This is a genomic window from Mycobacterium sp. DL592, from assembly GCF_011694515.1.
In the GTDB taxonomy this organism is placed as follows: Bacteria; Actinomycetota; Actinomycetes; order Mycobacteriales; family Mycobacteriaceae; genus Mycobacterium.
Genome location: NZ_CP050192.1, coordinates 2,605,856 through 2,628,677, shown reverse-complemented (window position 1 = coordinate 2,628,677; position 22,822 = coordinate 2,605,856). Strand labels below are relative to the sequence as shown.

14 protein-coding genes are annotated in these 22,822 nt (G+C 68.1%); 12 read left to right on the top strand and 2 right to left on the bottom strand.

The window, feature by feature from the left end; genetic code table 11:
* The first annotated feature begins 34 nt into the window (after positions 1-34).
* From fabG1 to HBE64_RS12645, 3 genes are read left to right on the top strand one after another with little or no spacing between them, the layout of a single operon-like run.
* Positions 35-775: a 3-oxoacyl-ACP reductase FabG1 gene (gene fabG1, locus HBE64_RS12655; protein WP_167102409.1), complete on the top strand. Its 741-nt coding sequence runs from the start codon at positions 35-37 to the stop codon at positions 773-775.
* A gap of 56 nt (positions 776-831) precedes the next feature.
* Positions 832-1,641 (top strand): NADH-dependent enoyl-ACP reductase InhA, encoded by an 810-nt coding sequence (gene inhA, locus HBE64_RS12650; protein ID WP_167102406.1) that lies wholly within the window; start codon positions 832-834, stop codon positions 1,639-1,641.
* Between the two features lie 3 nt (positions 1,642-1,644).
* Positions 1,645-2,736 (top strand): ferrochelatase, encoded by a 1,092-nt coding sequence (locus tag HBE64_RS12645; RefSeq protein ID WP_167102403.1) that lies wholly within the window; start codon positions 1,645-1,647, stop codon positions 2,734-2,736.
* On the opposite strand, the gene HBE64_RS12640 is transcribed toward HBE64_RS12645, so the two are convergent.
* A complete protein-coding gene (locus HBE64_RS12640) occupies positions 2,705-3,574 on the bottom strand; it encodes a hypothetical protein (protein ID WP_167102400.1) in 870 nt (289 codons plus the stop codon). The two genes, HBE64_RS12645 and HBE64_RS12640, sit on opposite strands and share 32 nt — an antisense overlap.
* Before the next feature lie 78 nt (positions 3,575-3,652).
* On the opposite strand from HBE64_RS12640, the gene HBE64_RS12635 reads away from it, so the two are divergent.
* Entirely contained in the window at positions 3,653-4,087 is a 435-nt protein-coding gene (locus HBE64_RS12635; protein ID WP_167102397.1) for an NfeD family protein, read from the top strand.
* Between the two features lie 35 nt (positions 4,088-4,122).
* Positions 4,123-5,340: an SPFH domain-containing protein gene (locus HBE64_RS12630; RefSeq protein WP_167102394.1), complete on the top strand. Its 1,218-nt coding sequence runs from the start codon at positions 4,123-4,125 to the stop codon at positions 5,338-5,340.
* On the opposite strand, the gene HBE64_RS12625 is transcribed toward HBE64_RS12630, so the two are convergent.
* Positions 5,337-6,092 (bottom strand): TVP38/TMEM64 family protein, encoded by a 756-nt coding sequence (locus HBE64_RS12625; RefSeq protein WP_167102391.1) that lies wholly within the window; start codon positions 6,090-6,092, stop codon positions 5,337-5,339. The two genes, HBE64_RS12630 and HBE64_RS12625, sit on opposite strands and share 4 nt — an antisense overlap.
* 143 nt (positions 6,093-6,235) lie before the next feature.
* Here HBE64_RS12625 and mutA point away from each other — a divergent pair, with 143 nt between their 5' ends.
* The 7 genes from mutA to HBE64_RS12590 all read left to right on the top strand — a co-directional run bounded on the left by mutA (position 6,236) and on the right by HBE64_RS12590 (position 22,816).
* Positions 6,236-8,095 (top strand): methylmalonyl-CoA mutase small subunit, encoded by a 1,860-nt coding sequence (gene mutA, locus HBE64_RS12620; protein ID WP_167109133.1) that lies wholly within the window; start codon positions 6,236-6,238, stop codon positions 8,093-8,095.
* 5 nt (positions 8,096-8,100) lie between these two features.
* The gene (gene scpA, locus HBE64_RS12615; RefSeq protein ID WP_167102387.1) at positions 8,101-10,377 is read left to right on the top strand and encodes a methylmalonyl-CoA mutase; all 2,277 of its coding nucleotides are present in this window, start codon (positions 8,101-8,103) and stop codon (positions 10,375-10,377) included.
* On the top strand, positions 10,377-11,360 hold the full coding sequence (gene meaB / locus HBE64_RS12610; protein ID WP_167102384.1) for a methylmalonyl Co-A mutase-associated GTPase MeaB: 984 nt from the start codon (positions 10,377-10,379) through the stop codon (positions 11,358-11,360). The genes scpA and meaB overlap by 1 nt, the downstream gene beginning before the upstream one ends.
* A 72-nt stretch (positions 11,361-11,432) precedes the next feature.
* Positions 11,433-12,701: a serine hydrolase domain-containing protein gene (locus HBE64_RS12605; RefSeq protein ID WP_305792187.1), complete on the top strand. Its 1,269-nt coding sequence runs from the start codon at positions 11,433-11,435 to the stop codon at positions 12,699-12,701.
* Between the two features lie 1,046 nt (positions 12,702-13,747).
* Positions 13,748-19,996, top strand: a complete 6,249-nt coding sequence (gene pks2, locus HBE64_RS12600) for a type I polyketide synthase (protein ID WP_243841647.1) — start codon at positions 13,748-13,750, stop codon at positions 19,994-19,996.
* 25 nt (positions 19,997-20,021) lie between these two features.
* Complete coding sequence (locus tag HBE64_RS12595; RefSeq protein WP_167102375.1) at positions 20,022-21,458, top strand: condensation domain-containing protein; 1,437 nt, start codon at positions 20,022-20,024, stop codon at positions 21,456-21,458.
* 5 nt (positions 21,459-21,463) lie between these two features.
* On the top strand, positions 21,464-22,816 hold the full coding sequence (locus HBE64_RS12590; protein ID WP_243841308.1) for a wax ester/triacylglycerol synthase family O-acyltransferase: 1,353 nt from the start codon (positions 21,464-21,466) through the stop codon (positions 22,814-22,816).
* Positions 22,817-22,822 lie beyond the last annotated feature (6 nt).

Here is a 22,822-nt window from a genome sequence, read left to right as displayed (position 1 = left end):
AAGGAATGAGAGCCGAGGCATTAAGTTGACGGGCATGAGCGATAAGGCTGTCGGAGGTAGACCCCCGTTCGTCTCGCGCTCGGTGCTGGTCACCGGCGGCAACCGGGGTATCGGGTTGGCGATCGCACAGCGGCTGGCCGCCGACGGGCACAAAGTGGCTGTCACCCACCGCGGCTCCGGAGCCCCCGACGGACTTTTCGGCGTGGTGTGCGACGTCACCGACAACGAGTCCGTCGACCGCGCCTTCAAAGAGGTCGAAGAACACCAGGGTGCGGTCGAGGTGCTGGTGTCCAATGCGGGCATCTCCAAGGACGCCTTCCTCATGCGGATGACCGAAGAGCGGTTCACCGAGGTCATCGACACCAACCTCACCGGTGCGTTCCGGGTGGCCCAGCGCGCGTGCCGCAGCATGCAGCGCAGCCGGTTCGGCCGCATCATCTTCATCGGCTCGGTCTCGGGCATGTGGGGCATCGGCAACCAGGCCAACTACGCCGCGGCCAAGGCCGGCCTGATCGGCATGGCCCGCTCGATCTCCCGCGAGCTGTCCAAGGCCGGCGTCACCGCCAACGTGGTGGCCCCCGGCTACATCGACACCGAGATGACCCGCGCTCTCGACGAGCGGATCCAGGCCGGCGCGCTGGAGTTCATCCCCGCCAAGCGGGTCGGCACCGCCGAGGAGGTCGCCGGAGCGGTCAGCTTCCTGGCGTCCGAGGACGCCACCTACATCGCCGGTGCGGTGATCCCGGTCGACGGCGGTATGGGAATGGGCCACTGAGGCCCCGGGCGTCAAACGTCACAGCGTCACCGCGTCACTAGAGGATAAGGACGGACATGGCAGGGCTTCTCGAAGGTAAGCGCATCCTGGTCACCGGGATCATCACCGACTCGTCGATCGCATTCCACATCGCCCGCGTCGCCCAGGAGCAGGGCGCGGAGATCATCTGTACCGGCTTCGACCGGCTGCGCCTGATTCAGCGCATCATCGACCGGTTGCCGAGCCCGGCGCCGCTGCTGGAGCTCGACGTGCAGAACCAGGAGCACCTCGACTCGCTGGCCGGCCGGATCTCCGAGGTGATCGGGGAGGGCAACAAGCTCGACGGCGTGGTGCACTCCATCGGATTCATGCCGCAGACCGGGATGGGCATCAACCCGTTCTTCGACGCCCCCTACGAGGATGTCGCCAAAGGCATCCACATCTCGGCCTACTCGTATGCCTCGCTGGCCAAGGCGACCCTGCCGATCATGAACGCCGGCGGAGGGATCGTCGGCATGGACTTCGACCCGACCCGCGCGATGCCGGCCTACAACTGGATGACAGTTGCCAAGAGCGCACTGGAGTCGGTCAACCGCTTCGTGGCCCGCGAGGCCGGCAAGTACGGCGTGCGGTCCAATCTCGTTGCCGCAGGACCCATTCGGACCCTGGCCATGAGTGCGATCGTGGGCGGTGCCCTCGGTGACGAGGCCGGCGCCCAGATGCAGCTGCTCGAAGAGGGCTGGGATCAGCGTGCCCCGCTCGGCTGGGACATGAAGGATCCCACCCCGGTGGCCAAGACCGTCTGCGCGCTCATCTCCGAGTGGCTGCCCGCCACCACCGGCACGATCATCTACGCCGACGGCGGCGCCAGCACGCAGCTGCTCTAGCGGATGGCCGAGAACTTCGACGCGCTGCTGGTCCTGTCCTTCGGCGGTCCCGAAGGCCCGGATCAGGTGATGCCGTTCCTGGAAAACGTCACCCGCGGCCGGGGGATACCGCCAGAGCGCCTCGCCGGTGTCGCCGAACACTATCTGCACTTCGGTGGCGTCTCGCCGATCAACGCCATCAACCGTGCCCTCATCGACGAGATCGTCGCCGAACTCGCCGACCGGGGCGAGAACATTCCGGTGTACTTCGGCAACCGGAACTGGCATCCATTCGTCGAAGACACCGTCGCGACAATGACATCCGACGGAGTGCGCCGGGCGGCGGTGTTCACCACGTCGGCCTGGGGCGGCTACTCCGGTTGCGCGCAGTACCAGGAGGACCTCAGCCGCGCCCGCGCCGCCGTCGGCAAGGGTGCACCGGAACTGGTCAAGCTGCGGCAGTTCTTCGACCACCCGCTGCTGGTCGAGATGTTCGCCGAGGCGATCGCCGACGCGGTCGCGACCCTGCCCGAATCATTGCGCGCGGATGCGAGATTGGTGTTCACCGCGCATTCCATCCCGCAGCGCGCCGCCGACCGGTGCGGACAGGATCTCTATGCCCGCCAGGTCGCCTACTGCGCAGGCCTGGTCGCGGCGGCAGCCGGATACGACGACTACGACCAGGTGTGGCAGTCGCGGTCCGGGCCGCCGCAGGTGCCGTGGCTGGAACCCGATGTCGGCGATCACCTTTCGGCGTTGGCTGCGTCCGGTACCAAGGCCGTCATCGTGTGCCCGGTGGGCTTCGTCTCCGACCACATCGAGGTCATCTGGGATCTTGACAACGAATTGCGCGAGCAGGCAGACGAACTCGGCGTCACGCTCGCCAGGGCATCGACTCCCAACGCGCAACGGCGCTTCGCGCGCCTGGTGCTCGACCTGCTCGACGAGGCACGTGAGGGCCGGGCACCCCGCAGAGTCGCTGGCGCCCAGCCGGTTGCGGGCTACGGTTCGAGTGTCAACGGCCAGTTCTGCACGGCGGACTGCGTGGCCAGCGCCGCCGCGGCGGCTGCTGCCGGTCGCCCCACTACTGCCAGGCCGACTCCAGAATCGCGGTGACCGCGGCGATCCGGGCCGAGCGCACCACCGCGGCCAGCGGCCGCAGCGCCTCGTTGGCGATCTGAGCTTCCGACGCACTCTGGATGCCGATCGGCATCAGTCCGGAGCTGACCGTGATGATGGCGTCAACGCGGGCGGCGTTCTCCAAGACCCGTAGCGCCCGGGTCGGGGCATGGTCGGGGGCGCGGTGGTGCTGGCTGGTCTCGAGCACCTGCTCGACCAGTCCGCGCGGGTCGTCTACTCCGCCTGCCGAACCCAGCTCCAGAGCACCGAGGGCTTCAGCGGCCGAGCGCACCGCCGAACGCAGCGCATACTCGGCCTCGCCGAGGTCGAGGTGATCGGGTGTGGGACCGGCAGGCAGCGAGTACACCGTCCAAGACAGGGCGCACAGTTCGGGGAACCGGTCGCCGTCGGGAAGCTCGTCATCGGCGTCGTCGTACTCGAAATCTGGGACCAGGCCCACGGCCTCGCCGTCAGGCCCGGTGATGATGATCGCCTCGCCGGAGGCCAGTGCGTCTCGCTGGAACTGCGTACCGGCCGCCAGGCCGCGCACGTCGCCGGGCACCGGTAGCGCCACGGTGATCGAGGGCCGCGAGGGCCAGGCGACATCGGTTCGGCGGCCGGCGATGCTGCGGACCGTCTGCAGCAGCGACACCGCACCCGCGTCATCGACGTCGGGCCACGGCAGGCCGGTGCGGCCGGCGGCGACCGAGTCGTATGCGGTGACCGAATGTGTTGGCGCCCAAGAAGATAACGCGTCCAAGACATCGTCGGGCGCGGCCTGGCCGGCCAGCCAGGCGTTGGCCCACATCGATAGCGAAACACTGGGACACCACATGATGTTGGAAGTGTAGTGGGTCTACCTTGAACTGGCCTTCTTCAACCGCCCGTTCGGATTCCCGCGTATCCTGCAGGTATGCCCGCGGCGCTGATCTGGCTCATTGTCGCCCTGGGTCTTGCCGGTGCCGAGGCGCTCACCGGTGACATGTTCTTGCTGATGCTTTCCGGTGGTGCGCTTGCCGCCGCCGCGTCGAGCTGGCTTCTCGACTTGCCGGTGTGGGCCGATGGCGCGGTGTTCCTGGTGGTGTCGATCCTGCTGCTCGCCCTGGTGCGCCCGGCGCTGCGGCGAAAACTGACGCCGGGCGAGGGGATGCAGGATCCGGTCAAAGCGCTCGAAGGCAAGAATGCGCTGGTGCTCGACCGGATAACGCAGCATGAAGGCCAGGTCAAGCTCGATGGCGAGGTCTGGACGGCCCGCCCCTACAACGACAACGATGTGTATGAACCCGGCGACCACGTCACCGTCATGCACATCGATGGCGCCACCGCGGTCGTCTGGAAGAACGCGTGAGACATCAGGACCACACCCTGTAAGGAGAATCTCCAATGGACGGTGCCATAGCCGGTCTCGTATTGCTGGCGGTGCTGGTGATCTTCGCCGTCATCATCGTCGCCAAATCCGTCGCGCTGATCCCGCAGGCCGAAGCCGCGGTGATCGAACGGCTGGGCCGATACAGCAAGACGGTGTCGGGTCAGCTGACGCTGCTGGTGCCGTTCATCGACCGCATCCGGGCCCGGGTCGACCTGCGGGAACGGGTGGTCTCGTTCCCGCCGCAGCCGGTGATCACCGAGGACAACCTGACGGTCAACATCGATACCGTCGTCTACTTCCAGGTGACCAATCCGCAGGCCGCGGTCTACCAGATCAGCAACTACATCGTCGGTGTCGAACAGCTGACCACCACCACCCTGCGTAACGTCGTCGGCGGCATGACGCTGGAACAGACTCTGACCTCACGCGACCAGATCAACGGCCAGCTGCGCGGTGTCCTCGACGAGGCCACCGGCCGCTGGGGCCTGCGGGTGGCCCGGGTGGAGTTGCGCAGCATCGACCCGCCACCGTCGATCCAGGACTCGATGGAAAAGCAGATGCGGGCCGACCGCGAGAAGCGCGCCATGATCCTGACAGCCGAAGGCACCCGGGAGGCCTCGATCAAGCAGGCCGAGGGTCAGAAGCAGGCGCAGATTCTGGCGGCTGAAGGCGCCAAGCAGGCGGCGATCCTGGCCGCCGAGGCCGACCGGCAGTCGCGCATGCTGCGCGCCCAGGGTGAGCGGGCCGCCCAGTACCTGCAGGCCCAGGGCCAGGCCAAGGCCATCGAGAAGACCTTCGCGGCGATCAAGGCCGGCCGGCCCACACCGGAGCTGTTGGCCTACCAGTACCTGCAGACCCTGCCGTTGATGGCCAAGGGTGAGGCGAACAAGGTGTGGGTGGTGCCCAGCGACTTCGGTTCGGCGCTGCAGGGCTTCACCAAACTGCTCGGTGCGCCGGGCGAAGACGGGGTGTTCCGCTACACGCCGTCACCGGTGGACAACGACCTGCCCAAGCCCGAGGACGACAGCGACGAGGTCAAGGACTGGTTCAACACCCAGACCGATCCGGAGATCGCGCAGGCGGTGGCGGCGGCGGTCGCCGATGCCCGCTCCAGCGATATCAGCGCGCTGACGGCGGCGCCGGTGGACCCGCTGCCCCCGATGCAGTATCCGCCGCTGTCTCAGCAGCAGGCCGATTCCTCGGGTCCGCGCCACGGGTCGACGGAGAGCTAACTGGTCGGCGCCGGTTCGGTGTCGGACTCCAGGTCCGCTGCCGGTTGCGCAGGGCGGTGGTGGCGCCGGTAGTGCCGGGTCTCGTAGATCAGCCCTGCGATCCCGACGGATGCCGTGCACAGCGAGACCAGCACGAGCAGCGGACTGACGTTGCCGGTCAGGGCATCCCCGAGGATCACCACCGCGGCAGTGCCCGGCAGCAGGCCGATGAACGTGGCCAGCAGATAGGGCCCGAGCCGCACGGCTGAGGCTCCCGCCGCGTAGTTGAGCACCGAGAACGGAACAGCCGGAATCATCCGCAACGACAGGATCGCGGGCCAGCCCCTGGCGCGCAGCCGCGCGTCGACAGTGGCGACCGCCGAATGGTTGACCACGCTGGTGAGCTGCCAGCCCAGGGCGCGCACCAGCAGCAGCGCGATCACCGCGCTGCACGTGCTGGCCGCCACCGCGATACCCACCCCGAGCGCCGGGCCGAACAACAGGCCGGCCGCCAGGGTGAACGCGGTGCGGGGAAACGGGAACACGGTGACGACGATGTGGGCGCCGAGGAATGCCAGCGGGAACCACGGGCCGACCGAGGTGGCCCAGTCGCGAAGTTGGACGGCGGTCGGCAGCGGAACCAGTACCGCGATTGCGACGAGAATCACAATGGCGGTGAGGGTGACGACGATGCGGGTGGCAGACACCTGACGCGCGGTGGCGACCAGCGCGGAGGTGACGTTGCGCAGCGTGGTGCGGGCGTTCGACGTCACGTTTACCAAGATTACGGGCAGTTTGTGCCCGGCCCGCGGACGAGAAGCCAGTTCCGTGCCGCGGGTGGCGACGCGCCGACGCCAACGCTCAAGCCATCATTTAGCCTGAGTAGCTGATGGTGCGTCCCGCCACGGGCCGCCACATGCTGCGACAACAGGAGTTGCCGGTGTCGGTGAAGGTGGACGAGGAGCGCGCCCGCTGGCGCACTGCGGTGGCCGGTGTGCTCGCCAAGAGCAGCCGTCGGGATCCCGCTGATCTGCCGGCCGAACCGGAACGCCTGCTCGACTCGCCGACGTACGAGGGGTTTGCGATCCGCCCGTTGTACACCTCGCTCGATGAGCTGCCCGAGCCGCCGCTGCCGGGGGTCTGGCCGTTCGTCCGCGGCGGTGACGCACACCGGGACGTGAACGCGGGATGGAAAGTGGCCGAGGCGTTTCCGGCGGCCGATGCTGCCGTCGCCGACGGTAACGCGGCGGTGCTCGACGCCCTGGCCAACGGGGTCAGCGCACTGGTGCTGCGCGTCGGCGCCGCCGGGGTGACGCCGGCGGATCTCGATCGGCTGCTCGAGGGTGTCTACCTGGATCTGGCGCCTGTCATCCTCGACGCGGGTGCGGACTTCACCGCCGCGTCGGACGCCGTGCTGGCGTTGGTGGCCGGCGCTGATGATTCCAAGCGAGCCACGATGTCGATCGACCTGGGCGCCGACCCGCTGACCGCACCGCTGAGCGGGCGCGCGGCCGCGGCCGTCGAGGACGTCGTGAGCGTCTCCGCGAACCTGGCAGGCAAGCCGGGCGTGCGTGCGATCACCGTCGACGGCGCGGCCCTGCACAACCGGGGCGCGAACGCGGCCTGGGAACTCGCCGGCGCGGTGGGGGCCGCGGTGGACTACGTGCGGTTGCTGACCGACGCCGGTATCGATCTCGCCGCCGCCCTGCGGCAGCTCAGCTTCCGCCTGGTGGCCGACGACGACCAGTTCATGACGATCGCGAAGTTCCGCGCGGCCCGTCAGCTGTGGGCTCGCGTCGCCGAGGTGCTCGGCGCACCGCATAGCGGTGCGACGGTACTGCACGCTGTCACGTCGCTGCCGATGATGACCCAGCGGGACCCCTGGGTGAACATGCTGCGGACCACGCTGGCCGCCTTCGGCGCAGGCGTCGGGGGAGCGGACACCGTGCAGGTGCTCACCTTCGACGTGGCGATCCCTGGCGGATTCCCCGGCGTGGGCCCCGATTTCGCCAGGCGTATCGCGCGAAACACCCAGCTGCTGCTGCTCGAAGAGTCCCACATCGGCCGCGTCCTGGACCCCGCGGGCGGGTCCTGGTACGTCGAGGATCTCACCGAAAGCCTTGCCGCCCAGGCATGGTCGCACTTTCAGGACATCGAGGCCCGCGGCGGATTCGTCGCCGCCCGGGACCACGTCGCCGAGCAGGTCGAGCAGGTCCGCGCGCGGCGCGCCGACGACATCGCCCACCGGCGCACCGCCATCACCGGCGTCAACGAATTCCCGAACCTCACCGAACCTGTTCTGCCGCGCAGTGACTCGTCAGCGGCCGTGCAGCGTTACGCCGCCGGATTCGAGGCGCTGCGAGACCGGTCCGACGCCTACCTGGAGCGCACCGGATCACGCCCGGCCGTGGTGCTGCTGCCGCTGGGTCCGCTTGCCGAGCACAACATCCGGGCCACCTTCGCCGCCAACCTGCTCGCGTCGGGTGGCATCGACACCGTGAACCCGGGAACCGTCGACGCCGCCGGGGTGGCTGCCGCGGTCGCCGACGCCGGCGCGTCCGTCGCGGTCATCTGCGGCACCGACGCCCGCTACGGCACCGACAGCGCCGCGGTCGTCCAGGCCGCACGGTCAGCCGGACTCGAGCACATCCTGCTGGCCGGTCCGGAGAAGGCGGTCGCGGACAACCCCGCCGACGCCAGACCCGACGGGTATCTGACCGCGAAGATCGATGCCGTCGAAGCGCTTTCGTCCCTGCTCACCCGATTGGGGGCCTGACTCCTATGACTCAGTCCGAAGTCGCCAACACCACGGCTGCGGTACCCAGCTTCGCCGACGTGCCGCTGCACGGTGACAAAACCGTCACGCCACCGACCGAAAGTGATGTGTCGCAGCACATTTCAACAGCCGCGGCTGCTCACGGCTATGTCGCCGAGCAGCTCCAGTGGCAGACCCCAGAAGGTATCGCGGTCAAACCGGTGTACGTCGGGGCTGATCGTGATGCGGTGGTCGCGCAGGGGTATCCGCTCGACAGCTTCCCGGGTGAGCCGCCATTCATCCGCGGCCCGTACCCGACGATGTACGTCAACCAGCCGTGGACGATCCGCCAGTACGCCGGGTTCTCGACGGCTGCCGACTCCAATGCCTTCTATCGCCGCAACCTCGCTGCCGGCCAGAAGGGCCTGTCGGTCGCCTTCGACCTGGCCACCCACCGTGGCTACGACTCAGACCACCCGCGCGTGCAGGGCGACGTCGGGATGGCCGGGGTTGCCATCGATTCCATCCTGGACATGCGGCAACTCTTCGACGGTATCGACCTGTCAGCGGTGTCGGTGTCGATGACCATGAACGGCGCGGTGCTGCCGATCCTGGCGCTGTACGTGGTCGCGGCCGAGGAACAGGGTGTGCCGCCCGAGAAGCTGGCCGGGACCATCCAGAACGACATCCTCAAAGAGTTCATGGTCCGCAACACCTACATCTATCCGCCCAAGCCATCGATGCGGATCATCTCCGACATCTTCGCCTACACCAGCGCCAAGATGCCGAAGTTCAATTCCATCTCGATCTCGGGCTATCACATCCAAGAGGCCGGTGCCACAGCCGATCTCGAGCTGGCTTACACGCTGGCCGACGGTGTCGACTACCTCAAGGCCGGTTTGGACGCGGGTCTGGATATCGACAAGTTCGCTCCGCGGCTGTCCTTCTTCTGGGGCATCGGGATGAACTTCTTCATGGAGGTGGCCAAGCTGCGCGCAGGCCGTCTCCTGTGGAGCGAGCTGGTCGCCGGGTTCGGTGCCAAGAGCTCGAAATCGCTGTCGCTGCGCACCCACTCACAGACCTCGGGCTGGTCGCTGACCGCCCAGGACGTGTTCAACAACGTCGCACGCACCTGCATCGAGGCGATGGCCGCGACCCAGGGGCACACCCAGTCGCTGCACACCAACGCCCTCGACGAGGCGCTGGCGCTGCCGACCGACTTCTCGGCCCGCATCGCCCGCAACACCCAGTTGCTGCTGCAGCAGGAGTCCGGCACCACCCGGCCGATCGATCCGTGGGCCGGCTCCTATTACGTGGAGTGGCTGACCCACCAGCTGGCCGAGAAGGCCCGGGCCCATATCGCCGAGGTCGCCGCGCACGGTGGCATGGCGCAAGCCATCAGCGAGGGCATCCCCAAGCTACGCATCGAGGAAGCAGCGGCGCGTACCCAAGCGCGCATCGACTCCGGTGCGCAGCCGCTGATCGGTGTGAACAAGTACCAGGTCGCCGAGGATCAGGAGATCGAGGTCCTCAAGGTCGAGAACAGCCGGGTGCGGGCCGAGCAGCTCGCCAAGCTGGTCCAGCTGCGCAGTGAGCGGGACGAGACGGCCTGTCAGGCGGCGCTGGATGAATTGACCAGGGCAGCGGGCGCCTCCGGAAGTGCGGGCGACGATGGTCTGGGTAACAACCTGCTAGCACTGGCGATCGACGCCGCACGGGCCAAGGCCACCCTCGGCGAGATCTCCGACGCGTTGGAGAAGGTATACGGCAGGCATCAGGCCGAGATCCGCACCATCTCCGGTGTATACCGTGACGAAGTAGGGGCGGGAGGAACCATCGCCGGACTATCCGAAGCCACCCGACTGGTGGAGAAGTTTGCCGAGGCCGACGGGCGCCGGCCGCGCATCCTGGTCGCCAAGATGGGCCAGGACGGGCACGACCGCGGACAGAAAGTCATCGCCACCGCCTTCGCCGACATCGGCTTCGACGTCGACGTGGGTTCGCTGTTCTCCACGCCGGACGAGGTCGCGCGCCAGGCCGCCGACAACGACGTCCACGTGGTCGGGGTGTCGTCCCTGGCAGCGGGCCACCTGACGCTGGTTCCCGCGCTGCGCGACGCGCTGGCCGACGTGGGCAGGCCCGACATCATGGTGGTGGTGGGCGGCGTCATCCCGCCGGGCGACTTCGACGAGCTCTACGCCGCCGGAGCCACCGCGATCTTCCCGCCCGGCACGGTGATCGCCGACGCCGCGGTCGACCTGCTGCACAAGTTGGCCGACCGGCTGGGCTACGACCTCTCCTGATGCTCTCCAACGTCGCCGCCCTGGCCGGGGCCATCCGCAGCGGTGACCGGGCGGCCCTGTCCCGGGCCATCACACTGGTGGAGTCGACCCGGGCAGATCACCGCGAGCAGGCCCAGCGCCTGCTTCTGGAGTTGACGCCGGACGCCGGCAAGGCCCTGCACGTCGGTATCACCGGCGTGCCGGGGGTCGGCAAGTCGACCACCATCGAAGCGCTCGGCATGTACCTGATCGAGCAGGGCCACCGGGTGGCGGTGCTCGCGGTCGACCCGTCGTCGACCCGAACCGGCGGTTCGATCCTGGGGGACAAGACCCGGATGGCGCGGCTGGCCGTGCACCCCGAGGCCTATATCCGTCCGTCGCCCACGTCGGGAACCCTCGGCGGGGTGGCCAAGGCGACCCGGGAGACGATCGTGCTCCTCGAAGCCGCCGGCTTCGACGTCATCCTGGTCGAAACCGTCGGGGTGGGTCAGTCCGAGGTGACCGTGGCCAACATGGTGGACACCTTCGTGTTCCTGACCCTGGCCCGCACCGGTGACCAGCTGCAGGGCATCAAGAAGGGTGTCCTGGAGTTGGCCGACATCGTCGTGGTCAACAAGGCCGACGGCGAACACGCCATCGAGGCCAACGCGGCCGCGCGGGAGCTCTCGGCCGCAATTCGGTTGATCTATCCGCGCGAAACACTCTGGCGTCCACCAGTCTTGACGATGAGTGCGCTGCAGGGCACCGGCTTGCGCGAGCTGTGGGACACCGTCCTCAAACACCGCGATGTGCTGACCGCGGCCGGGCAGTTCGACGCGCGCCGCCGTGCCCAGCAGGTCGACTGGACGTGGTCGATGGTCCGCGACGCGGTGCTCGACCGGGTGCTGAGGCATCCCGCCGTGAAGAGCAGGCGCGCCGAGATCGAACGGCAGGTTCGGGAGGGTGAACTGACGCCCGCCCTGGCCGCGCAGCAGATCCTGGATGCCGCCGCACAGTCAAGCTGACGGGCCGCTGCGCACTTAACGAATTGGCAACATTTCGGTGCGGTGCTGCTTAGGCCGGTTAAATTTCTTCCTGTGACACAGGTGACGCGTGAGTCTTCGGTGCTGCCGCGCGGGGTGCAGGGCGCGGCGGACCCGAACTTCGCCTATGCCGTGCGCAGCTTTGCGAGCCTGTTTCCGCATCCGCGCTTCGGCGGCGGGGCACTGGCGGTCTACCTCGACGGCCGGCCCGTGGTCGACGTCTGGACCGGCTGGTCAGACCGCCGCGGACGCGTGCACTGGTCGGCCGATACCGGCGCCATGGTGTTCTCGGCGACCAAGGGTGTCGCCTCCACGGTCATCCACCGCCTCGTCGACCGCGGCTTGATCGACTATGACGCGCCTGTCGCCGAGTACTGGCCGGAGTTCGGCGCCAACGGCAAGGCCCAGATCACCGTGCGCGATGTGATGCGTCATCGCGCCGGGCTGGCCAACCTGCGCGGCGTGCGCAAGCGCGAGCTGCTCGACCACCTGCATATGGAGGAGCGGATCGCCGCGGCCCCCGTCGGCAGGCACTTCGGCAAGCCGGCCTACCACGCGATCACCTACGGCTGGCTGCTGTCCGGCCTGGCCCGTGCCGTCACCGGCAAGGGGATGCGGGAGCTGATCCGAACCGAGGTGGCCGAGCCGCTCAACACTGACGGCATCCACTTGGGCCGGCCGCCACTGGGCGCCCCGACATTGGCTGCGCACATCGTCGGGCCGCAGCTCAACATCCCCAACCCGCTGTTCAATGCGATAGCGCCCCGGGTTGCGGCTCTCGAGGTGTCGGCCATCTTCGGGTCGATGTACTTCCCGGGGATGAAAGCCGTGGTGCAGGGGGACATGCCGCTGCTCGACAGCGAGTTGCCCTCGGCCAATGGGGTGGCCACCGCGCGCAGCCTGGCCCGCATGTACGGCGCGATCGCCAACGGCGGCGAGATCGACGGCCGCCGGTATCTGTCCGCTGACCTGGTCGCGGGCTTGACCGGGCGGCCGAGCCTGGCTCCGGACCGCAATCTGATCCTGCCGATGGCGTTCCATCTGGGCTATCACTCGTTGCCGTTCCCCGGCGTGCTGCCCGGTTTTGGGCACGTCGGACTGGGCGGCTCGCTCGGCTGGGCGATGCCGGACAAGGGTTTGGCGTTCGGGTACGTACACAACCGTCTTCTCACGCCGTTCGTCGTGACCGACCAGGCGGGTTTCGTGGCCACGGCCGCCCTGATCCGCCATGGCGCAGCGGCGGCGCGCAAGCACGGTTTCGAACCTGTCCGGGAGTTCGGTGCGACGTTCGCACCCCGGACCGCAGGGGTCGTTGCGGGCTGACGCCCGCCGCCGAATCGCTCATTCAGCGGCCTCCGGCCGTGTCGCGACATCGGCGTGTCGCGCCCGACTCGCCGTGTCCAGAGGGCTCCGACAGTTCTCATATCTGGCTCACAGCTAACTTCAACCCACCCCTCATACCCCCTTTGACTGCCAGTGACAATCGTCACTCAGAGGCCCTTTCCGGGCGCCTCGGGTGCAATTCCACGAGCGGTATAGTCAATTAATGCCGAATAGCCTGTGGGTTTAGCAAAAAGCATTTGCTGACTCGTCAAAAAGCGCCGGAATTATCCGATAACCGTTGTGTTCTGATCGTCCTGAGTGTGTCCTGAATCACGCATAATGAACAGCTGAGACGTAATTCTCAGGCTACTCTCAGGTCAGTTGCCATCTGTGCTGGCGGTGACAGGAAATCCCAGGTAGCAGTCGTTCAGAAAGCTGAGCCGCAATAGCGGAAACTCTCAGGAATACCTGTGTGGCGCCCCTCACAGGTTGGCCCGAACGGCCGAGTAACCGCGTTATTCATTGGCGCCGGTGGGGGTGTTCCTCCGCCACCATGCTGACGCGTTGCGAAACTCGGATCAAGAATTTGCTGTCGAGGCATATTGTGCGAATTACGCTGACCTTGCGGCAGGTCACCCGCTGCAACGGTGCCCGGGGCCCGGCTGGCGGTGGCTTCCGGCGCCACGGCGCCGCGGCCCGCCCCTCTTTGCTTAGGCAAAATGCCTGCTCAGAGGCTTTTTCCCGGTGGCCGGAACGGGTATTTCGGGGAATTTTTCGCTACGAGTTGCAGAAAGTTCAGCTACCGGATAGCCGTTGCTGCAGGTGGCGGGCTTGTCGAGCACGGTAACATTGCCCAATCCCCAATCAAAATCGAAAAACATTTGTCGCCGTCGTTAGAAAAAGCCGCTAAGCTACCGATCACGTTGGCAACTTCCCTTGACGGTTCTGAACCCGAATCGGGCAGGTTGCCTTGCCCCGTGTTGACGAAGAGTGAGGTGTGAGCGGACGTGCGAGAGACATCTGTCACCCCGATTGCAGTCGTTGGTATGGCCTGCCGGCTGCCCGGAGGGATCGACTCGCCACACAAGCTGTGGGAGGCGTTACTGGAGGGCGCTGACCTCGTCACCGAGATTCCCGCCGACCGGTGGGACGCCGACGAGTACTACGACCCGGAACCCGGCGTGCCGGGACGGTCGGTGTCGCGCTGGGGCGCGTTCGTCGACGACGTCACGGGCTTCGATCCCGACTTCTTCGGCATCAACGAACGCGAGGCCACCGCGATGGACCCGCAGCACCGCATGCTGCTGGAGACCGCGTGGGAAGCCGTGGAGCACTCCGGGCACACCCCTGCCGAGATGTCCGGCACGTCGACCGGTGTCTTCATCGGCATGTCGCACGACGACTACGCGATGCTCACCAGCGCCGCGGGTGCCTACGACCAGGCCTACGCCTTCACCGGCACGCCGTTCAGCATGGCCTCCGGCCGTATCTCCCATGCCCTGGGTCTGCAGGGTCCGGCCCTGACTATGGACACCGCCTGCTCGTCGAGCATGGTGGCCGTCCACGCGGCCTGCCGCAGCCTGCACGAGGGCGAGAGTGACATGGCACTCGCCGGCGGCGTCATGCTCATGCTCGATCAGCGGCTGTACGCTTCGGCCTCCGGCCAGGGCATGCTGTCGCCGACAGGCCATTGCCACGCCTTCGACGTCGCCGCCGACGGCTTCGTCCGTGCCGAAGGCTGCGGCATCGTCATGCTCAAGCGTCTGGACGACGCCGAGCGCGACGGCGACCGGATCCTGGCTGTCATCAAGGGCACCGCCTCCAACCAGGACGGCCGCACCGAGAACATCCTCACCCCGTCGACCGAGGCGCAGGTCTCGGTCTTCAAGGCCGCGCTGGTCGCTGCCGACGTCGATCCCGCCACCGTCGGCATGGTCGAGGGTCACGGCACCGGCACGCCGGTGGGTGACACCAAAGAGTTCAACAGCATCTCCAGCGTCTACGGCATCACCGGCCCGTGCGCTCTGACCTCGGTCAAGAGCAACTTCGGCCACGCCGAGTCCGCCGCCGGCGTGCTGGGCCTGATGAAGGCCGTGCTATCGGTGCATCACGGTGTCGTTCCCCAGAACCTGCACTTCAACCGTCTGCCCGATCATCTGGCCAAGGTCGAAACCGGTCTGTTCGTCCCGACCGAGGCCACCGATTGGCCCACCGGCGAGGGTGCTCCCCGCCGCGCGGCGGTCTCGTCGTACGGCATGTCGGGCACCAACGTCCACGCCGTGCTCGAGCAGGCGCCTGCAGCGGACGCCGCCGATGCTGCCAACGGCACCGACGCCGACACCGGCCTGCTGGTCTTCCCGGTGTGCTCCACCTCCGCCGACGAGCTGCGGCGTACCGCCGAGCGGCTGGCCGACTGGGTGGAGAACAGCGCAGGCGACCTGTCGCTGGGTGACCTGGCCTACACGTTGGCACGTCGCCGCGGACACCGCCCGGTGCGCACCGCCGTCATCGCCTCGGACCGCGCCGAACTGGTCGAGCGGCTCCGTGAAGTCGCCAAGGGCGACGACCCCTACCAGGCCGCCGTCGGACACGACGACCGCGGGCCGGTGTGGATCTTCTCCGGTCAAGGCTCGCAGTGGGCCTCGATGGGGGTGGGGCTGCTGTCCACCGAACCCGTCTTCGCCGCCAAGATCGCCGAACTCGAACCGCTGATCGCCACGGAGTCCGGGTTCTCGATCACCGAGGCCATCACCGCCCCCGAAACCGTCGAGGGCATCCACAAGGTCCAGCCGGCCATCTTCGCGATGCAGGTCGCCATGGCCGCGACGATGAAGGCCTACGGCGTGGCGCCGGGCGCGGTCATCGGCCACTCGCTCGGCGAGGTCGCCGCCGCCGTCGTCTCCGGCGCACTGTCGCTGCAGGACGGCGTCAAGGTCATCTGCCGTCGCTCGCTGCTGTGCTTGCGGCTGGCCGGCGGCGGTGCGATGGCCTCGGTCGAGCTGCCCGCACAGCAGGTGCGTGAGGAACTCGAGAAGCAGGGCATCGAAGACGTCGTGGTCGCCGTCGTGGCGTCTCCGAACTCGACGGTGATCGGCGGCGCCACCCAGACCGTCCGCGACATCGTCGCGGCGTGGGAGCAGCGCGAGATCATGGCCCGCGAGGTCAACGTCGACGTCGCGTCGCACTCGCCTCAGGTCGAGCCGATCCTCGACGAGCTGTCGGAGATGCTCGCCGACATCACCCCGATGGCCCCGGAGATCCCGTACTACTCGGCCACCTCGTTCGACCCGCGCGAGCAGCCGTACTGCGACGCCGACTACTGGGTCGACAACCTGCGCCACACCGTGCGTTTCTCGGCGGCCGTGCAGACCGCGCTCGAGGACGGCTTCCGGGTGTTCGGCGAGCTGGCCCCGCATCCGCTGCTGACCCGCCCGATCGACCAGACCGCCGCGACCCTGGACATCTCGGTGGCCGCCGTCGCCGGCATGCGTCGCGGTCAGGAAGTGCCGCATGGACTCGGTGAGTTCCTGGGCAACCTGTACTCGGCCGGCGCGCAGGTGGACTTCTCGGTGCTGTACCCGGCCGGGCACCTGGTCGACGCACCGCTGCCGACCTGGACGCACCGCAGCATGGTGCTGGCCGCCGAGGGCGGCGACCAGCAGGCCCGCGGTGCCCACCTGGTGGCCACCCACCCGCTGCTCGGTTCCCACGTCCGCCTGCTCGAGGATCCCGAGCGGCACGCCTGGGCGGCCGAGGTCGGCACCGCCGCGCTGCCGTGGCTGGTCGACCACCAGATCAACAACGTGCCGGCATTGCCCGGCGCCGCCTACTGCGAGATGGCCCTGGCCGCGGCACGCACCGCCCTCGGTGAGGGCGCCGAGGTCCGCGATGTGACGTTCGACGCGATGCTGTTGCTCGAGGACGAGACCCCGGTCAGCGCCGTGGCCTCGGCCCGGGCACCCGGTGTCCTGGAGTTCGTGGTCGAGACCGACCAGGACGGCGAGCGGGAACGTCGGGCCAGCGCGGTGCTGCATGCCGCCGACTCCGACGATCAGCCGCACTCCTACGACCTGGATGAACTGCTGGCGGCGCACCCCAACCGTGCCGACGGCGGCGAGGTCCGCACCTGGTTCGACGGCCGCGGCGTGCAGTTCGGCCCGGCGTTCACCGGCCTGGTGGCCGTCAACGCCGGCGACGAGTCGGCCGACACCGTGCTGGCCGAGATCGGCCTGCCGTCCTCGATCCGCAACCAGCAGACCGCCTACGGAGTGCATCCCGCCCTGCTGGACGCCTGCTTCCAGTCGGTCGCCGCCCATCCGGGCGTGCAGTCCTCCGGCACCGGCGGGCTGCTGTTGCCGCTGGGTGTGCGCCGGCTGCGGGTGCACGGCCCGACCCGCAATGCGCGGTACTGCCTGACCAAGCTGTCCTCGCTCGACGGCTCCTCGGTGGAGGCCGACATCGAGCTCCTCGACGACTACGGCACCGTGCTGTTCGGTGTCCAGGGTCTGCGCATGGGCAGCGGCATGTCCGAGGCCAACGAGGGCGACCGGGTGCTCAACGAGCGTCTGCTGGCCGTCGAGTGGCGCCAGCAGCAGCTCACCGAGGTCACCCACGCCAACTCGGCGACCTGGCTGGTCGTCAGCACCTCCGATGCCGCTGACATGCTGGCCTCGGCGCTGACCGACGCGCTCAAGCTCAACGACGCCGACGTGACCACCATGTCGTGGCCGCAGCACGCCGACCACGCCTACAACGCCGAGCTTCTGAGCTCGCACTTCTCCGAAGGCGGCTTCGACAACGTCGTCGTCGTGACCCCGGCGCGCAACGGCTGCCCCGAGGAGCAGCTGCCGCACCGCGGTGGCGAGCAGGTGCGCCACCTGGTGCGCATCGCCCGCGAGCTGGCCGAGACCGCAGGCGAACCGCCCCGGCTCTATGTCGTGACCCGCAATGCCCAGACCGTGCTCGCCGACGAGCGGCCGAACCTGGAGCAGGCCGGCCTGCGTGGTCTGCTGCGCGTGATCGGTGCCGAGCACCCGCAGTTGCGGCCCACCCAGATCGACGTCGACGACGCCACCGAGGCCAAGCTGATGGCAGCCCAGCTGCTCACCGGCAGTGAGGAAGACGAGACCGCGTTCCGCCAGGGACAGTGGTACACCGCGCACCTCTACCCGAGCCCGCTGCGGCCCGACGAGCGCTACACCACCGTGGTCGACCACGCCCGCGACGGCATGCGCCTGGAGATCCGCACCCCCGGTGACATCGAGACCCTGGAACTGGCTGCGTTCGACCGCATCCCGCCGGGACCGGGTCAGATCGAGGTCGCCGTCACGGCCTCCAGCCTCAACTTCGCCGACGTCCTGCTGGCCTTCGGCCGCTACCCGAGCTTCGAGGGCCTGCAGCCCCAGCTGGGTCTGGACTTCGCCGGCGTGGTGACCGCGGTCGGCCCGCAGGTCACCTCCCACCGGGTCGGTGACCATGTCGGCGGCATGTCGACCAACGGCTGCTGGGGCTCCTTCGTCACCTGCGACGCCGATGTGGCAGTGACCCTGCCCGCCGGCCTGCGTGACGATCAGGCGGCCGCGGTGACCACCGCCTCGGCCACCGCCTGGTACAGCCTGCACAACCTGGCGCACATCAAGGCCGGCGACAAGGTGCTGATCCACTCCGCCACCGGCGGTGTCGGGCAGGCCGCGATCGCCATCGCCCGGGCTGCCGGCGCCGAGATCTACGCCACGGCGGGCACCGAGGAACGCCGGGACATGCTGCGCGCCATGGGCATCACGCATGTCTACGACTCGCGTAGCGCCGCGTTCGGCGACCAGATCCGCCGGGACACCGACGGCTACGGCGTTGATATCGTGCTGAACTCTTTGACCGGTGCCTCGCAGCGGGCCGGCGTGGAACTGCTGGCCTTCGGTGGGCGGTTCGTCGAGATCGGCAAGAAGGACATCTACGGCGACACTCGGATGGGCCTGTTCCCGTTCCGTCGCAACCTGTCCTTCTACGGTGTCGACCTGGCTCTGATGGCCAGCACCCACCCGGAGCAGATCCGCGAGCTGCTCGACACCGTCTACCGGTTGACCGCCGAGGGTGTCCTGCCGCAGCCGGAGACCACGCACTACCCGCTGGCCGACGCGGCCACCGCCATCCGCGTGATGGGTGCCGCCGAGCACACCGGCAAGCTGCTGCTCTCGGTGCCCAAGGTCGGCCACAGCAACGTCGTGGTTCCGCCTGAGCAGGCCCAGGTCTTCCGCCGGGACGGCTCCTACATCATCACCGGCGGTCTCGGCGGCCTGGGCTTGTTCCTGGGTGCCAAGATGGCCGCGAACGGTTGCGGACGCATCGTGCTGAACTCCCGCTCGCAGCCGAAGCCAGAGGCACTGGAGGAGATCGCGCGGATGCGCGCCTCCGGCGCCCAGGTCGAGGTCGTCACCGGTGACATCGCGCAGGCCGAGACGGTGGACCGCCTGGTGGCGGCCGCCACCGCGACCGGTCTTCCGGTTCGCGGCGTGCTGCACGCGGCCGCCGTGGTCGAGGACGCCATCCTGACCAACATCACCGACGAACTGGTGGACCGGGACTGGGCGCCGAAGGTGTACGGCGCCTGGCATCTGCACCGGGCCACCACGGCCCAGCCGCTGGACTGGTTCTGCTCGTTCTCCTCGGCGGCAGCCCTGATGGGTTCGCCGGGTCAGGGCGCGTACGCCGCGGCCAACAGCTGGCTCGACGGCTTCACCCAGTGGCGCCGTTCGCAGGGCCTGCCCGCCACCGCGATCGCGTGGGCGGCGTGGGACGAGATCGGTGCCGGCAAGCACCTGGCCGCCGGTGGCGACACCGCGATGATCAGCCCGGAGGAAGGTGCGCACGCCTTCGAGGCGCTGTTGCGTCACGACCGCGCTTACAGCGGTTACGCGCCGCTGATCGGCACGCCGTGGCTCACCGATCTCGCGCAGCGCAGCCCGTTCGCCGAGGCGTTCGCGTCTAGCTCGGACCGGCCGACTGACACCAGCACGTTCCGTGCCGAGCTGCACACGCTGCCGCGCGACGAGTGGCCCACCCGGGTCCGGCGACTGGTCTCCGAGCAACTCAGCCTGATCTTGCGCCGCTCGATCGACCCGGACCGGCCGATTTCCGAGTATGGTCTGGACTCGCTGGGCAATCTCGAACTGCGTACCCGGATCGAAACCGAGACGGGCATCCGAGTGCGGTCGATGGACATCACGACCGTCCGGGCGCTGGCCGAGGGCCTGTGCGAGACGTTGGCCGGTGTGATTTCGTCAGCTTCATCCCGCTGACAGGCGCGAATAGGGGAACAACAGAGTGGTTGCACTCACTGCAATCCATGACTGGGTCGACGCGCCGGGGACGGTCACTTCGTGGAGTCCGTCACCGGCGTGCCTGAAGAAGCTTCAGGACGCCCCGGTCAGCGATGTGCCTGCCAGCTATCAGCAGGAACAGCACATTCGCACATATCGCCAGCATTCGGCGAACGGTCTGGAGATGGCCCGGCTGCTCATCCCTGCCTGGAACATGCCCGGCCGGTGCGACATCCGCGCGATGACCTACGTCATCAACTCCTACCTGCGCCGCCATGACACCTACCACAGCTGGTTCGACTTCGACGACGACGACCGCGTGGTCCGGCACACCGTGAGCAACCCGGCCGACATCCAGTTCGTCGCCACCAAACAGGGGGAGATGACGGCGTCGCAGTGGCGTGAGCATGTCCTGGGTACGCCCAGCCCGCTGCAGTGGGATTGCTTCCGCTTCGGTGTGATTCAGCGTGCCGACCACTTCACCTTCTACGTCAGCATCGACCACCTGCACGCCGACGCCATGTTCATGGTGGCGTTGTTCGTCGAGCTGCACATGAACTACGAGGCGCTTGCCGGGGGCGGTGCGCCCATTAAGCTGCCCGACGCCGGCAGCTACCACGACTACTGCGTCCGTCAGCACGAGTTCACCTCCAAGCTGACGCTGGAGTCGCCGGATGTCCGCAAGTGGATCGAGTTCCTGGAGGACGCGGGCGGTTCGTTGCCGACTTTCCCTCTGCCGCTTGGTGATTCGTCGGAACCCTGCACGGGCGATCTGCTCACCGTCCAGTTGATGGACGATCACGAGACCGACCGGTTCGAGTCGGCCTGCACCGCGGCCGGGGTCCGGTTCATCGGTGGCGTGTTTGCCTGCGCTGCGATCGCGCATCGCGAGCTCACCGGTGACGACACCTACTACGTGATCACGCCGACCACCACTCGCAGCACTCCCGAAGAGTTCGTGACCACGGGCTGGTTCACCGGGCTGGTCCCGCTGTCGGTGCCGGTCGCGGCGCGGTCCTTCGCCGAGGTCGCCAAGGCCGCCCAGGAGTCCTTCGACTCCGGTATGCCGATAGCCAACGTGCCCATCGAGCGTGTCTTCGAGCTGGCCGAGTCGCTGCCACAGATCCGCAAGCCGGGCGCCGGCGTTCCGATGCTGTCCTATCTCGACGTCGGCCTGCCGCCGCTGAACCCGATGATCATGTCGCAGTGGCACGGTCTCAACGGCCGGCTCTACACCGACCTCGGGGCGGCCAACCAGGTCGGGATGTGGGTCAACCGGCGCGCCAACGGCACCATCATCACGGTGGCCTACCCGGACAACCCGATCGCCCGCGAGTCGATCGCGGAGTTCGTCGAGCAGATGAAGTGCACTTACCTGCGGGTGGCCGACGGGCGCGCCGAATCGCTGTCGTCTCCGCGGATACCCAAGGCGACGGTCTGATCCCAGTGGCCGGGGTTTCGGACAATGTGGTGCCCTACACCGACCAGGCGTTGCTCCTGGCTTTGCGCGGAACCGGCGAAGAAGCGGTCATGCAGATCGTCTGGACGTACGAACATCCAGTCGACATGGACGGTCTGCGGCGCTTTCACGCCGAGTTCGGGCAGGGACTGGTCGCGCGGCACATCGAACGCTCGCCCGTCCCGTTCGGTCGGCATCGCTGGGTAGCCGCGCCGGGTCCGCAGTGCGGTATCGACATGGACGACTCGACGCGCCCCCGCGACGAGCTGTTCGCGTGGGTGAACGAACACCTGCAACTGCCCATCGACCCCGAACGCGGTCCGGGCTGGCGGATGGGTGTGCAGCGTTTCGCCGATGGTTCGACGGCGGTCAGCGTCGTGGTGACGCACTGCGTGGCCGACGGTGGCGGCTTCATCGGTAGGGCCATCGACACGATCCAGGGCAAGGACCGCAACCTCGGCTATCCACCCGCGGGTTCGCGGACCCGGCGACGGGCGGTTGTCGCCGATCTGCGCCAGACCGCCAGGGACTTTCCCGAGATCGCCAGAACCCTGGGCCGGGCGGTCAAGGTGGGGCTGGCCCGCCGGCATGAACTGGTGCGGCCCAAGCCGGCCCAGCCGGCCGTCGTCTCCGGCGGTGCGCAGCAGGTTCACGTTCCCAACGTGGCCGTCTACATCGACGGCAAGGACTGGGACGCCCGCGCGGAAAGCCTTGGCGGGAACTCCTATTCGCTGCTGGCGGGGTTCTGCGCGAAGCTGGCCGAGCATCAGGGCCGGGTGCGCGATTCCGACGGTGTCGTCACCCTGATGATTCCGGTCAGCGAACGCCAGGACGCCGACGACACCGGCGGCAACATGGTGTCCATCGCCAACGTCAGCTTCGACCCCACCCAGGTGACCAAGGATCTCTCCGGCGCCCGCGCGGCGATCCGGCAGGGCCTCAAGACTGCCCGCGACGTGCCCGACGAGATGGTGGCCCTGCTGCCGCTGATCCCGTTCCTGCCCAAGCGGGCCTTCGCCAAGACCGTGGACATGACGTTCGGGTTCTCCGAGGACCTGCCGGTGTCGTGTTCCAACATGGGGGACCTCACCGCCGACCTGCTGCGCATCGACGGCACCCCGGCTGAATACATCAACCTTCGCGGCGTCGACAGGTACACCACCCGGGAGGCGCTCGAGCGCCGGCACGGGATACTCACCCTGGTCTCGGGACGTGTCGGCGAGCAGATCACCATCTCGGTGGTCGCTTACCAGCCGGGCCTGGACAACACCAGGGACCGTCTGCGCGAGGTTGTCGCCCAGGTACTCGCCGAGTTCGACCTGACCGGTGTGATCGAGTGAGGTTCA